Below are 14,095 nucleotides of genomic sequence, written 5' to 3' on the forward strand. Positions count from 1 at the left end.
GTCATGAGCCGTACCCCGTCGCTGCGTCGTCTTGCTCGCCCCCTGCTTGTCGGGACGGCCATCGCCACCCTCTCCATGCCCGCCGTCATGGCGAAGCCGACGGCAGGGCCGGCGCCCGCGGCCGATGTGCTGATCCGCGGCGGCGCGATCTATGATGGCAGCGGCGGCGATCCCTATGTCGGCGATGTGCTGATCAAGGGCGACCGGATTGTCGCGGTCACCCGCGGCGCCTCGGGCGCGAAAGCGACGACCATGGTCGATGCAAAGGGGCTCGCCGTCGCGCCGGGTTTCATCAACATGCTCAGCTGGGCGAACGAATCGTTGCTGCTCGACGGGCGCGGCATGTCCGACATCAAGCAAGGCGTCACGCTGGAGGTGATGGGCGAAGGCTGGTCGATGGGGCCGGTAACGCCGGAGATGAAAAAGGTCGCGATCCAGCGCCAGGGCGACTTCAAATATGATATCCCCTGGACGACGCTGGGCAATTATCTCGATCACCTCACCACAAAGGGTGTTTCGCCCAATGTCGCGTCGTTCGTTGGCGCGGGTACGGTGCGCGTCAATGTTCTGGGCGAGGATGATGTCGATCCGACCCCGGCCGAGCTCGACAGGATGCGTTCGCTGGTGCGTCAGGCGATGCAGGAAGGCGCCATGGGGGTGGGCTCGTCGCTGATCTATGCCCCCAACGCCTATGCCGAAACGCCGGAGCTGATCGCGCTGGCGACAGAGGCCGCGCGGTGCGGCGGCATGTACATCAGCCACATGCGATCCGAAGGCGATAATATCGGGAAGGCGGTCGACGAACTGATCGAGATCAGCCGCACCAGCGGCGCCCCGGCCGAAATCTATCACCTCAAATTCGGCGGCAAGGCCAATTGGGGCAAATATGACGCGATCATCGCCAAGGTCGAGGCGGCGCGCAAGGCGGGGCTGCGCATCACGGCCGACATGTATACTTACACCGCCGGTGCGACCGGGCTCGACGCGGCGATGCCGACATGGGTGCAGGCAGGCGGCTATGAGAAATGGGCCGAGCGGCTCAAGGATCCGAAGATCCGCGCCCGGGTGATTGCCGAGATGCGCGCGCCGGGCGAAGGGTGGGAAAATCTCTATAACGCCGCCGGGACCGCGGACAATCTGCTGCTGCTTGCTTTCAAGAATCCGGCGCTGCGCCAATATACGGGCAAGACGCTGGGCGAAGTGGCGAAGCTGCGCGGCACCTCGCCCGAGGATACGGCGGTCGATCTGGTGATCGAGGACGGCAGCCGCGTCGGGACTGCCTATTTCCTGATGAGCGAGGAGAATGTCCGCAAGGCGGTCGACCTGCCGTGGATGTCCTTCGGCTCCGACGAGGAAGCGGCTGCGTCCGAGGGGCTGTTCCTCAATTCCAGCAACCACCCCCGCGCCTATGGCAATGTCGCGCGGCTGCTCGGCAAATATGTTCGCGACGAAAAGGCGACGACATTGCAAAGTGCGATCCGGCGCCTGACGAGCTTTCCGGCCGGAAATCTGGGCATCCGCGACCGCGGATCGCTCACGCCCGGCTATTTCGCCGACGTTGTGCTGTTCGACCCGGCGACGATCCGGGACCATGCGACCTTCGAGACGTCCAATCTTTACGCCACCGGCGTGAACGACGTTTTCATCAACGGCGTCCAGGTGCTGAAAAAGGGCGAGCACACTGGCGCCAGGCCGGGGCGGGTGGTGCGCGGTCCCGGCTGGTCGGGCGCGCCCGGCGGCGGTGCGTGCCGGGCCTCGCCAGCGGGATCAGCCGGAAGCTGAATAGTCCATATTCCGGGCGCACACGCGTTCAGTATCCCGTCCGGCATTCGCTCTCTTCGTCTTTCGTCCACTAGCCGACAGCCAACAAGCGGTCACCAGCAGCCGGTCAATCCAGCCAGGCTTCACCCATAGTCGCCTTCGGGGAGGCCGGCCTTCGGACAGGCGCTCGCCGGGCCGCAGTCGCGGCCATGTCCCTGCTGCCATCAGAAGCGTTTGGTAAGGATCAGACCTATGGTGCGGGGATTGGGCGGATTGTTGTACGGGTCGAAGCCCAGCACCCCGTCGATGATGCGCGGCGGTTGCCGGTCGAACAGATTGGCGATGACGAGCTGCACCTCGCTGTCCGCCAGCCAGGCGGCGGACGACAGGCGGCCGAGGTCGAAACCGAGGAAGAAGGATGCGGTCGTGAACGATCCGATCTTGCGCACCGGCTGGCCGGGGCGGTCGTCGGTGAAGCCGTCGACATAATTCACCACCGAGCCGATGGAGATGCCGCCGCGGCCCCACGCGATCGTGCCGTTGAGCCGGAGGTCGGCGGGCTTGGCATAGCCGTCGACCCGCGAGATTGCCGTGTCGCCCCCGGCCTTGAGCTCGAGGTTCAAGATATATTGGCCGTTCAGCTTGAGCATCGCGGTGCCGCCGAAAAGCCGCGGGCGCCATGACAGGTCGAGATCGAGGCCGTCGGTCGATTCGACCGCGAAATTCTGCGCGCGGATATCGGCGATCAGCTGGACCTGCGACAGCAGGCTGGCGGGCACGTCGGCGGCCGAATCGAAGAAGGTGAGGTCGCCGTTGTTGATCGCGGGGACTTCGGCGAAGCGGCGGAACACCGCGGGGTTGTCCACGACCTGCCGGATCTGTGCGAGGTCGGGGTTCGCGATGTTGAAGACCTGCAGATCGCGGACCGACAGGCTGTCGTCGGGTTTGGGCGTGCCGACGCGGCCCGAAATCTTGATCCGGTAATAGCCCGCCTTGATCGTCAGATCGGGGAGAAAGGCCGGGGTCAGGTCGACCCCGAACGTCCATGTGTCGGCATCCTGCGTCCGCAGATCGGGGTTCGCGCCGGCGCGGAACATGACCAGCGCCTGTCCGGCGGGGAGCGCGGGATTCTGGTCCTTGGGGTCGAGGAATTTATAGTCGTAGAGGCCGAACGACACCTGTTCGGCGATGCCGATCGTGCTGCGGAAGCGCGGCGCGAGGAAGGAGCGCGCCCAGGTGCCGCGCAGCGCGATCGAGCGGTCGACCTGCCAGCGCAGCCCGACCTTGGGCGAGAGCGCGGTGTCGAAGCCGAGATCCTCGTAGCGCGCCGCGGCGGACAGCGTCAGCGACCGGATCAGCGGCACTGACTGCTCGGGGCCGATGACCGGGATATTCACCTCGCCGAAGACCGACTTGACCTTGCGCGTCGCGCCGTTGCGGTTGAAAAAGATCGTCGCGTCGGTGCGCAGTGTTTCGGCGCGATACTGGAAGCCCGCGGCGGCCATGACTGGGCCGGCGGGGAGCGAGGCGAGCGCGGTCTGGCCGCGCAGCTCGACGGCGAACAGCCGGTTGATCGATTCGCGGGTGGCCGGTGGCCGCCCGACCCGCGAGGAGCTGCTGTCGGTCCGGTTGCGGTGATAGTCGACCGTCAGGTCGAGCGTGGTCGATCCCTCGCCCTGCCAGCGGACGCCGCTGTAGATCGAGACGCCGCGCGTGCGGGTCTTGAAGCTGCGGTTGAACGCGGGTTCGTCGAGGAAGAGTTGGCGCGAACTGCGGTCGCGCTGGAAACGCGAGGCGTCGAGCGAGAAGGTGAAGTCGCCGGCCTCCTGCTCCAGCCCGGCGTAGAGCCCGGTGAGCCGTTCGTCGGGGAGCTGGGTGATCTGGAGCGCTTCGCCCGAAGCCTCGACCGGGTCGCCGACGAAGGGCGAGCGATCCTGGATCATCGCCATGCCATAGACGCGGCCGCTGCCCCAGCTGTGGCCTGCCAGCGCGCTGGCCTGCCAGTCCTTCTTGCCCGCCCGCGTTGCGGTGGCGCCGCGCGCCTGTAGCTCGAGCCCATCCTTGGGCTTGCGGGTGACGATGTTGACGACGCCCGCGACCGCGTCGGCGCCATAGGTGGCCGAGGCGCCGTCGGGGATGATGTCGATCCGCTCGATCAGCATCGAGGGGATGACCGATACAGTCGGCGCTTCGTTCATCCCGACCGACGGCATGCGGCGGCCGTTGAGCAGGGTCAGCGTCGCGTCCGATGCCAGCCCGCGGAGCGCGAAGCCCGAGAAGCCGTCGAACTGGTTATAGGTCGTCGCATCGCCCAGCGGGCTGCCGATCCCGGCGCCGCTCGTCGCGAATTCGCTGAGGTCGCCGGTGAAGTTTTGCGGAATCGTCAGCATATATTCGGCGACCGACCCCGATCCCGATTGCACGATATCGGCCTGACCGTGGGTGAAGACCGGGCTCGCCACATATTCTTTCGGCAAGCCGCGGATGAGCGAGCCCGTAACGACGATATCGCGCGAAAGGCCGTCGGCACTATGCGTCTCGTCATCTCCGGCGCTGTCCGGCGATTTATCCGCGCCGGGCAAATTCGACTCCTGGCTATCCTGTGCGATTGTTGGCGCCGCATATGCTCCGGCAATTGAGAGGGCCAGAAGGCCCCTGGCAACAAATTGTGTCAAAACATCCCCTGTAAACGTTATGATATACTATCACATATTTTTCAAACCGAATGCTGTCAAGCTTCCTGCCGAGGGTGTCGCGGGTGCCCACGGACAATCGGCGCGTGCGCCACGTCCCTCGTCATCGGATATCCGCCGGCTCACTTGGATCAGGCTGTACGCCTGACGCTCGCTCACGCCCTAAGGTCCGGGATGGCGCTCGCGGGATTCCATTCGCAACGTTGCGGCGTATGAGCCGGTCAGGCCGTCTTCTGAAATCGCTCGAACCTGCCGAGTGCGACCTCGACCCGGCCTCGCAAAGCTTTTGTTTCCGGCACGATCCAGGTCCACCTCTGGATAGACAAGGAACCCGTCCTGCGATCCATCTTCGTGTCGATTGCGGCGACAATCCTGTCACCCACAAGCACCGGCAGGGCGAAATATCCCAGCACACGCCTGGCCGCCGGGACATAGGCCTCGAACCTGTGTTCATATCCAAAGAGCGCAGACAGGCGCTTTCTCTGGATCACCAGCGGATCAAATGGTGACAGGATATGGACCCGTCTGCTCGGGGGCAGGGATCGCAGTTCATCCAGAACAGCCGGCTCGGCCCAGTGCTTCGCACGGGTCAGCCCCTCGATTTCGACCGGCACCAGCGCATTTCGTGCAATGCGTTCGGCGACCAGCCTCGCCACGTTGGTCTTGGCGGGCGCATCGCCGTAAGTCGCGCTCTCGAGGCTGACGACACCTTGGGTACGCAGGCCCCGGTCGAGCAAATAGGCGGCAAACTCATCCGGCGTCGCCGCGGGCGGCCGCTCGTTCCAGCCGAAATGCCGTTTGGTCAGCTCATATGTCTTGAGCATGCCCGTGCGCGCGCTGACGGTCAGGTCGCCGACCCAAAAACCATGAGTGAGCAAGCGTTTTGAGGGCTTTCGACTTGCCCAGGGATGCTGTTTTTCCTCCAGCAGCTGGTCATCGATGTCGCGGAGCGAGAGCGGGCCATCGTCGCGAATGCGTGCAAGCAGCGCCGCATAGGCATCGGGATCCACTTTGGCGAAGGAAGGATGGGGGCTGATGCGCCAGGCATTCATTGCCGGGACAAAGAAGCGGTAGTCGCTTGTCGGGATGTAGGCGAGCGCATGGGTCCAATATTCGAACGCGGACTTCTCGCGGGATTGGGCCGCCTCAAGGGCTGCATTCCGGTATTTCGGGATGCGCGACCACAGGATGTGATGATGACAGCGCTCGATGACATTGATCGTGTCGATCTGGACATAGCCCAGGTGCTCTATAGTCGCCGCAACCGCCGCCGGTCCTGCGCCAAAGGGCGCCCCGTCGTCGAGCCGCTGTGCCCGCAACCACAGGCGCCGGGCATCGGCTTGGCTGATCCTGACCGTTCTTGCCGTCATGCCCCTGCTTCTGATCCCCATATGCGGCGTCGACCGACGTTGTTCAGTATCCGCCTTTGCTCTGCGCTACCGTCTTCGATGCGAATCTTCTTGCACCGCCGGCGCTGGACTCTCAGTAAAAACAAAGGGGGAACAAATCAACCATCGGCCAATCGCTTCGAGCACCCCAAAATCAGGTGGCAGACCGGTCAGGGGCAAGCCCCGGCCGGTTCTCAGGGGGCGGTCAGAAGCAGATGGCAGATGTCGCGGATCGCCGCGCGATCGCCCGAAAGCAGGGTGTCGCCGATCACATAACTATAGATCAGGAACGCGCGCGCGCGCACCTGCTCCTTCGGCACGCCATTCGCCGCGAGCACCGATTCAAAATAGGTCAGCCGGTGCCGGTCGATCTCTTCCATCGCCCGTCTGGCGCGATCGTCGGTCAGCGCCCAGGTGCGCATTGCGACCTCGATCCACGCGCCCGTCTTGGCGCGATCCATTCGCGAGATGGCGAACAGCCGTATCAGCCGGTCCTCGGGGCCCGAATCCATCGCGGTCAGTTCGCCGACGAGCCCGGTCGTCGTGCGCTGGCGCCAATAATCGACCATCGCGTCGAGAAAAGTCTCGCGCGTGTCGAAGCGCGCATAGAACATGCCCTTGGTGACCCCGAGCGTTTCGGCGAGCAGTTCAACGCGTACCGCGTCGATCCCGCCGAGCGCGAGCTGCTCGAGCGCGGCGATGAACCAGCGTTCGGACGTGACTTTGGGCTTGGGGCCGCGCTTGACCGGCGTCGCGGTCGTACCCGGCAGGATCGGCTGGAGCGGAAGCGGCGGCAACGACATGGGTAAGGCGTAGGGCGCGCAATCCATCAGGTCAATGCTCGCAAGATTTTTCATTCGTCATAGAATGTATTTTTCAAATTCATGCTGCTGAGCTTGACCAAATTCGTTTCCGAGCACTATTTGTATCTCATACGCAATCGTATTAAATGATTCGCATGGGAGGGACGATTTGATGACCGAATATCGCCGGGCGCTGAAATGCATGCTGCTTGCCGGGTCGACGCTGGGCGCGATGACCGGCGCGAACACCGCCGCCGCTCAGGATGTGCTGCCCGACGGCGCGAGTTCGGCGCAGGTCGAAGAGATCATCGTCACCGCACGGCGCCGCGAGGAAAGCCTGCAGGATGTTCCGATTTCGGTCACCGCCTTCACCGCCGAGGCGCTCGACCTGAAGGGCGCGCCGGACATTACCGCGCTCCAGCGCTCGACCCCCAATCTGACGCTTCAGGTTTCGCGCGGCACCAACTCGACGCTGACCGCCTTCATTCGCGGCATCGGTCAGCAGGATCCTTTGTGGGGTTTCGAGCCCGGTGTCGGCCTCTATGTCGACGACATCTATATTGCGCGGCCGCAGGGTGCGGTCCTCGACATTTTCGATATCGAACGGATCGAGGTGCTGCGCGGGCCACAGGGCACGCTCTATGGCCGCAACACGATCGGCGGCGCGGTCAAATATGTGACCAAGCGGCTCGGCCATGACTTCAGCGGGAAGGTCCGCGGCGAAGTGGGCAGTTACGGCGAATATAATCTGACCGGATCGGTGGCGCTGCCCGTTTCCGATGCGATTTCGGTCGGCGCGGCCGTCGCCTGGTATAATCGCGATGGCTACGGCAAGAATTATTTCACCGGCGCCGACACCAACAACAAGGATGTGATTGCCGGCCGCCTGTCGGTCGAAATCGCACCCTCCGACGCGGTGTTCATCCGGCTTGCTGCCGACCGCACCGAAGATCGCTCGAACACGAACCACGGCCACCGCGAACTGCGCGAGCCTAACGGCAACACTGCGGTTCTGCCGGGCCGATATGATACGCTCGCCGGGCTCGGCGACGCGAGCACGGTCGTGACGCAGGGGCTGTCGTTGACTGGCGAATGGAGCGTCTCCGACGCGGTTACATTGAAGTCGATCACCGCGTATCGCGATGGCTATTCGAGCGGCGACGGGATCGACTTCGACGGCACCCCGCAACCCTTTCTCGACATCGCGTCTAGCGGAAAAGTGTATGAGGACCGTCAGTTCAGTCAGGAGTTTCAGGCGCAGATCGAAACCGACAGGTTGCAAGGGGTATTGGGCGTCTATTATCTCGATGCCAAGGCTTCGGGTGCGTTCGACACCATCCTCGGCCGCGGGCTCGTTCCCGAGGGGCTGCTCGTGCCGCGTCCGAGCGCCGGGACCGCGCTGACCCAGCTCACCAGCGGTTCGGTCGATACCGAAAGCTTCGCGATCTTTGGCGACATGAATTATGATCTGACCGAGCGGCTCAAACTCTCGCTCGGCGCGCGCTGGACGCGCGACAAAAAGGACGGAGTGGTCTTCAAGGCCAATTATTTCGGCACGCTGGGAGGTCCGCTGCTGAAACCCTATGTCCCGATTCTGCCGGCGCCGTTCAACGTCCCGCAGATTTTGACCGATTATAGCAACAGCCGCACCTTCGAGGAATTCACGCCGCGCGTCAGCCTGACCTATGCCGCCAGCGACGATGTGAACATTTATGCCGCCTATGGCCGCGGCTTCAAATCGGGCGGGTTCGACATGCGCGGCGACGCCACCGCGACTCCGGCGACGAAGGACGGCTATGATGCCGAGATCGTCGATTCCTACGAACTCGGGTTCAAGGGCGACTTCCTCGACGGCCAGTTCCGGATGAATGCCGCGGTCTTCTATACCGATTATGCGGGGCAGCAGGTGACGACGCAGGTGCCGAAGGTCGCGCCGCCGCCGGGTGTCGTCAGCTTCGTCGACAATGTCGGCAGCTCGCGAATCTGGGGCGCCGAGCTGGAGGCACAGGCGGTGCTCAGCCGCGATTTCAGCGCGAACTTCAGTTTCGGCTACATCAATGCGAAGTTCAACGAGTTCATCGTCTTCGATCTTGCTACGGGCAAGAATATCGATGTCGCGGACCTTCGGCGTTTCCAGAATACGCCGAAATTCACGGGCAGCGTCTCGCTCAACTGGCAGGCCGATTTCATGGGCGGGCGCATGGCGGTGTTGCCATCGATATCGTTCCGCAGCGACACGCATCTGTTCGAAATTCCGATCCCCTCGATCGATCAGGACGGCTATGCGCTCGTCGACCTCAGCGTGACCTGGACGTCGCCCGACGAACATTGGCGGCTCGGTGTGCATGGCCGCAATCTGTTTGACGTGGGTTATCGCACCGGCGGATATAATTTCCCGTCGAACCAGTTCGCCCAGTCGGTGATCGGTTTTTACGGGCCGCCGCGTACCGCACGTTTCTCGGCCGAATACCGGTTCTGACGGTGACGGACTTCAAGGAGCGGCACTGGTCCGCGCCCGACGGCGTGCCGCTCTTTGCTCGCGATTATCCCGCCGCCGATGGTGCGGCGCGGCTGCCGGTGATCTGCATTCACGGCCTCACCCGCAATTCGCGCGATTTCGAGGAGGTGGCTCCGTGGCTCGCGGCGACGGGGCGGCGCGTGCTTGCCGTCGACGTCCGCGGACGCGGGCGATCGGGGCGCAGCGTCAATCCGATGCGCTATCAATTGCCGGTCTATGCGCGCGACATGCTCGCGATGCTCGATGGACTGGGCATATCGCGCGCGCATTTCATCGGCACGTCGATGGGCGGGCTGATCACGATGATGCTGGCGGCGCGCCGCCGCAGCGCGATCGCCAGCGCGATCTTCAACGATGTGGGCCCGGAAATCGACCCGGCGGGGATCGCGCGCATCGCCGGCTATGCGGGCCAGCCGGTGGCGATCGAGACCTGGGACGATGCGGTCGCCCACTTCAAGCGCACCAGCGCTGTCGCCTTCCCGGATCTTTCGGAGGCGGATTGGCGGACGCTCACCGGGCGCGCCTGCGTTGCGGACGGGCAGGGGCGTCCGGTCTTCGACTATGATCCGGCGATCGCGGTTCCGATCATGGCGAAGCCGCTGCCACGCCGTTCGCTGCTGGCGTGGCTCCTGTTCCTCAGGCTCGCACGGTCGCGCCCGACGCTGCTGATCCGGGGAGAGCTTTCGGATCTGTTGTCGCAGCCGATCGCCGCGAAAATGCGCCGCGCCGCGCCGCGCATGGCCTATGCCGAGGTGGCGCGCGTGGGCCACGCCCCGCTGCTGTCCGAAGATGCGGCGAAGCGCGCCATTTTGGAGTTTCTGGAAGCGCTGCCCTGAAGCTTTCCTGCTCCTCGCGCTGCACCCGGTGGATGTTCGCTCGTTTCGGCGCTATCCGCGGACATGTTTCCCGATCGCGCGTTGGAGCATGCATGACTTTCCAGCTTGATGGCAAAATTGCCCGTGTTTTTCAGATCGAGCACCGCCCGACCGGTACAAGCCGCTTGCTCGCGGGCGCCGCCGTCCTGCTGGCGGTCGCCGGTTGCGGCCGGGGTGATGCGCCGAAAGACAAGCCGGTCGCCGCCGCCGCGTCGCGCCAATGCCCGGCGATCGCCGATACGCCGTTGCGGTTGGCCGGCGGCAGCTTCCAGATGGGCGAAGCGGATGTTTATGCCGAAGAAGGACCGGTGCGAGAAACGACGGTCGGCGGTTTCTGGATCGACCCGCATGAGGTGACGAACCGTCAGTTTGCCGATTTCGTGAAGGCGACAAACTATGTCACCGTCGCTGAAAAACCCGTCGACCCCAAGCAATTTCAGATTCCCGCCGACCAGATTCCGCGGGACATGCTGAAGGCCGGATCGGCGGTGTTCACCCCGCCCGATTTCCCGTCGAACAATTATAGCGACTGGTGGAAATATGTCCCCGGCGCGAACTGGAAAAAGCCCTATGGGCCGGATGGCGCCGACATGGTGGCGAACGAGCCCGTCGTCCATCTCGCGTGGGACGATATGGTCGCTTATGCCAAATGGCGCGGAGGGCGCATCCCTACCGAGGCCGAATGGGAATTTGCCGCCAGCGCGGGCGCGCCATCGAAAAATGTCCAGCCCGCCGAAGCGAACAGCTGGCAGGGCGCTTTCCCCAATTACAACGCCGAAACCGACGGCTTCAAAGGCGTTGCGCCGGTGGGCTGTTACAAGCCAAATGCCCATGGTCTGTACGATATGGTCGGCAATGTGTGGGAAGTGACCGCCGATTTCTTCCGCCCCGGCCACAACCCCGACGAGCGCGACAATCCGAAGGGGCCGGCCGAGAAGGCGTCCTACGACCCCTTCAATCCCGGCATGCCCTCGCGCACGGTAAAGGGCGGCAGCTATCTTTGTGCGCCCAATTATTGCCAGCGTTACCGCCCCGCATCGCGGCAGGGGCGTGACCCCGGCATGGGCACCAGCAATGTCGGCTTCCGCCTCGTCTATGACAAGGCACCGAAAGCTTGAACCCCCGCTTCGCCAACGCGGCGAAGCGGGGCTTTATTTCGGTCAGGCCAGCGCGGCGGTGACGATCACCTCGACCTTGTAGTCGGGGGTCGCGAGGCGCACTTCGCCGGTTGCGCGGGTCGGCGCGTTGGCGCCGCCGATCCACTCTTCCCACACCACATTCATCGCGCCGAAATCGGCCATGTCGGCGAGCCAGATCGTTGCGGTCAGCAGGCGCGACTTGTCGGTGCCGGCTTCGGCGAGCAGCGCGTCGATCTGGCCGAGGATCGCGCGGGTCTGCGCGGTCGCATCTTCGCCGGGGGCGGCGACCTGACCGGCGAGATAGACGAGGCCGCCGTGGACCACGGCCTGGCTCATGCGCGAGCCCGAGTGAAGACGTTCGATGGTCATATCATTTTCCTTTGTTGTGGTTTGTATCAGCGTGAATAGCGGGCGAGCTCCAGCCCCTCGGGATCGATCGGCGACGGTGTTCCGCCGATGATACTGGCGATGAGGCGGCCCGAGCCGCATGCCATCGTCCAGCCCAAAGTGCCGTGACCCGCGTTGAGGAACAGGTTGGAAACCGGCGTCCTGCCGATGATCGGCGTACTGTCGGGCGTCATCGGACGCAAGCCGCTCCAGAAGCCCGACGGCGCATCATTGTCGCCGGCGCCGGGAAACAGGTTGTTCAGCGAATGGCGCAGCGTCGCCTCGCGGCGCGGCGACAGGCTGCGGTCATAGCCTGACAATTCGGCCATTCCGCCGACGCGGATGCGATTCCCGAGCCGGGTGATCGCGATCTTGTAGCTTTCGTCGAGCAGCGTCGACACGGGCGCGCGCGCCGCATCGGCGACGGGCAGGGTGATCGAATATCCCTTCACCGGATAGATGGGCAGGCGGATGCCGAGCGGCGCGAGCAGCGCGGGCGAATGGCTGGCGAGCGCGACCAGATAGGCGTCGCCGCGCAGCAGTCCGGCATCGGTGCGGACCCCGGTGATCCGGTCGCCGTCCTTCTCGATCGCCTGAATATGCGTGTTGTAATGCAGCTCGACTCCCATCGCGGGCAGGCGTTCGGCGAGCGCGCGGGTGAAGATATGGCAATCGCCGGTCTCGTCATGCGGCAACCGCAGCCCGCCGACGAAATGGCCGTCTGACGACGCCAGCCCCGGCTCGGCGCCGACGCAGCCGCTGCGGTCGAGCAATTCGTAAGGCACGCCATAGCTTTGCAGTACCGCAATATCGTCGGCGCTGCCGTCGAACTGCTTCTGCGTGCGGAACAATTGCAGGGTGCCCTGCGAACGCTCGTCATATTCGATCCCGAGCGCGCCGCGCAGCGCGATCAGTTCGTCGCGGCTATATTCGGCGAGCCGCACCATCCGGCTTTTGTTGAGCGCATAGCGGTTCGCGGTGCAGTTGCGCAGCATCGCCAATACCCAGCGCAGCATCGCCATATCGGGGCGGGGCTGGATGATCAGCGGGGCGTGCTTCATCAGCAGCCAGCGCATCGCCTTTGCGGGGATGCCGGGCGCCGCCCAGGGTGAAGCATAACCGGGCGAAATCTCGCCCGCATTGGCAAAGCTGGTTTCCAGCGCCGGGCCGGGCTGGCGATCGACCAGCACCACCTCATGCCCTGCTTCGGCCAGATAATAAGCCGATGTGACGCCGACGACCCCGGCGCCAAGGATGACAACTCTCATATCCGCTCTCCCGGTGCGGTGAATTCCGATACGCCGTCGTCATCGACGACGATCCGCGCGTGGCGCGGGCCGAGCCGCGTCAATATTTCATAGGCGATGGTGTCCGCGTCGCGCGCGACGTCGGCGAGCGCTTGCGAGGGGCCGATCAGTTCGACGAAATCGCCCTCGGCCAGAGCATCGACGGACAACGCGCTGATATCGACGGTCAGGCTGTCCATCGACACCCGCCCGACGATCGGCAGTTGGACGCCGCGATGCCATGCGGCGCCGACACCGCTCAAGCTGCGCGGCCAGCCGTCGGCATAGCCGATCGCGATCGTCGCCAGCCGGTGCGGGGCGAGCGCGGTGTAGGTGAGGCCATAGCCGACCCCGACCCCCGCTTCGATATCGCGGATTTGCAACACGCGCGCCTCGAGCGTGACGACGGGCCGCAACCCGGCGGCATCGGGGGCGGGTTCGACGCCATAGAGGGCGACCCCGGGGCGGGCGATGTCGCAATGGAAGTCGTCGGGCAGAAAGGCGCCGCCGCTGTTCGCGATCGAGGCCGCGACGCCGGGAAAATGGGCGCGGATCGCATCGAAACCGTCGAGCTGGGCGCGGTTCGCCGGGTGTTCCGGTTCGTCGCTGCATGCGAGATGCGTCATCAGAAGGCGCAGGTCGATCTCGCGCGGCAGGTCGGAGTCTTGCGCCAGCGCGATGGCGTCGGCGGGAGGCAAGCCAAGGCGCGACATGCCGCTGTCGATTTGCAGCGCGGCGGGCAGGGGCTTGCCTTTCGCGCGCGCGTGCTCGCGCCAGCGGGTGATTTGCGACAGCGAATTGAGCACGGGGATGAAGCCGCGCTCGGCGCAATCAGCCTCGCTGCCCGGGTCGAGGCCGTTGAGGATGAAGATGGTGGCATCGTCGCCGATCGCGCGGGCCAGCAGCATGGCTTCGTTCAATTGGGCAACGAAGAAATGGCGGCATCCCTCGCGATAGAGCGCGGGGGCGACCTGGGCGACGCCGAGGCCATAGGCGTTTGCCTTGACCACGGCGCCCGACCGGGCGGGCGCGACGCTCGCGGCGATGGCACGATAATTGGCGCGGATGGCGCCAAGATCGATACGAAGCCGGCTCGAGCAGGCTTCGGCGATAATCTGATGCTTCATGGCCATCTCCCGCCCGGAGGATAGCGATTATTTTTATCAATTTCTGGCCGGATTGGCGTATGAAGTGCCGGGAATCGCGCAATCAGCGACAGATTATGCGAAGAAATGGAATATTCTG

General features: G+C 64.4%; 10 protein-coding genes. 4 read left to right on the forward strand and 6 right to left on the reverse strand.

The window, feature by feature from the left end; translation table 11 throughout:
* Positions 1-3 precede the first annotated feature (3 nt).
* Positions 4-1,782: an N-acyl-D-amino-acid deacylase family protein gene (locus AC1RRJ_RS03470; RefSeq protein ID WP_493120319.1), complete on the forward strand. Its 1,779-nt coding sequence runs from the start codon at positions 4-6 to the stop codon at positions 1,780-1,782.
* Between the two features lie 203 nt (positions 1,783-1,985).
* Here AC1RRJ_RS03470 and AC1RRJ_RS03475 read toward each other — a convergent pair whose 3' ends face one another.
* From AC1RRJ_RS03475 to AC1RRJ_RS03485, 3 genes are all read right to left on the reverse strand, one after another.
* Positions 1,986-4,343, reverse strand: a complete 2,358-nt coding sequence (locus AC1RRJ_RS03475; RefSeq protein WP_493120321.1) for a TonB-dependent receptor plug domain-containing protein — start codon at positions 4,341-4,343, stop codon at positions 1,986-1,988.
* Positions 4,344-4,675: 332 nt separating this feature from the next.
* Positions 4,676-5,824, reverse strand: a complete 1,149-nt coding sequence (locus AC1RRJ_RS03480; protein ID WP_493120322.1) for a winged helix-turn-helix domain-containing protein — start codon at positions 5,822-5,824, stop codon at positions 4,676-4,678.
* A 212-nt stretch (positions 5,825-6,036) separates the two neighbouring features.
* Positions 6,037-6,699 carry a TetR/AcrR family transcriptional regulator gene (locus tag AC1RRJ_RS03485; protein WP_493120323.1) on the reverse strand — a complete coding sequence of 221 codons (663 nt, stop codon included), beginning with the start codon at positions 6,697-6,699 and terminating at the stop codon, positions 6,037-6,039.
* A gap of 118 nt (positions 6,700-6,817) precedes the next feature.
* On the opposite strand from AC1RRJ_RS03485, the gene AC1RRJ_RS03490 reads away from it, so the two are divergent.
* The 3 genes from AC1RRJ_RS03490 (at position 6,818) to AC1RRJ_RS03500 (ending at position 11,156) form a co-directional block, all read left to right on the forward strand.
* On the forward strand, positions 6,818-9,124 hold the full coding sequence (locus AC1RRJ_RS03490) for a TonB-dependent receptor (RefSeq protein WP_493120324.1): 2,307 nt from the start codon (positions 6,818-6,820) through the stop codon (positions 9,122-9,124).
* A 2-nt stretch (positions 9,125-9,126) separates the two neighbouring features.
* Complete coding sequence (locus AC1RRJ_RS03495) at positions 9,127-9,999, forward strand: alpha/beta fold hydrolase (RefSeq protein WP_493120325.1); 873 nt, start codon at positions 9,127-9,129, stop codon at positions 9,997-9,999.
* Between the two features lie 92 nt (positions 10,000-10,091).
* Positions 10,092-11,156: a formylglycine-generating enzyme family protein gene (locus AC1RRJ_RS03500; RefSeq protein ID WP_493120326.1), complete on the forward strand. Its 1,065-nt coding sequence runs from the start codon at positions 10,092-10,094 to the stop codon at positions 11,154-11,156.
* 42 nt (positions 11,157-11,198) lie between these two features.
* Here the strand turns inward: AC1RRJ_RS03500 and AC1RRJ_RS03505 are convergent, their stop codons facing one another.
* The 3 genes from AC1RRJ_RS03505 to alr are packed head-to-tail and all read right to left on the reverse strand — an operon-like array spanning position 11,199 to position 13,977.
* Positions 11,199-11,546 (reverse strand): RidA family protein, encoded by a 348-nt coding sequence (locus AC1RRJ_RS03505; RefSeq protein WP_088473131.1) that lies wholly within the window; start codon positions 11,544-11,546, stop codon positions 11,199-11,201.
* A gap of 26 nt (positions 11,547-11,572) precedes the next feature.
* Positions 11,573-12,832, reverse strand: a complete 1,260-nt coding sequence (locus AC1RRJ_RS03510) for a D-amino acid dehydrogenase (RefSeq protein ID WP_493120327.1) — start codon at positions 12,830-12,832, stop codon at positions 11,573-11,575.
* Entirely contained in the window at positions 12,829-13,977 is a 1,149-nt protein-coding gene (alr, locus tag AC1RRJ_RS03515; RefSeq protein WP_493120328.1) for an alanine racemase, read from the reverse strand. The genes AC1RRJ_RS03510 and alr overlap by 4 nt, the downstream gene beginning before the upstream one ends.
* Between the last annotated feature and the right edge of the window lie 118 nt (positions 13,978-14,095).

The organism is Sphingopyxis sp. GW821-FHT12C06 (assembly GCF_058807415.1).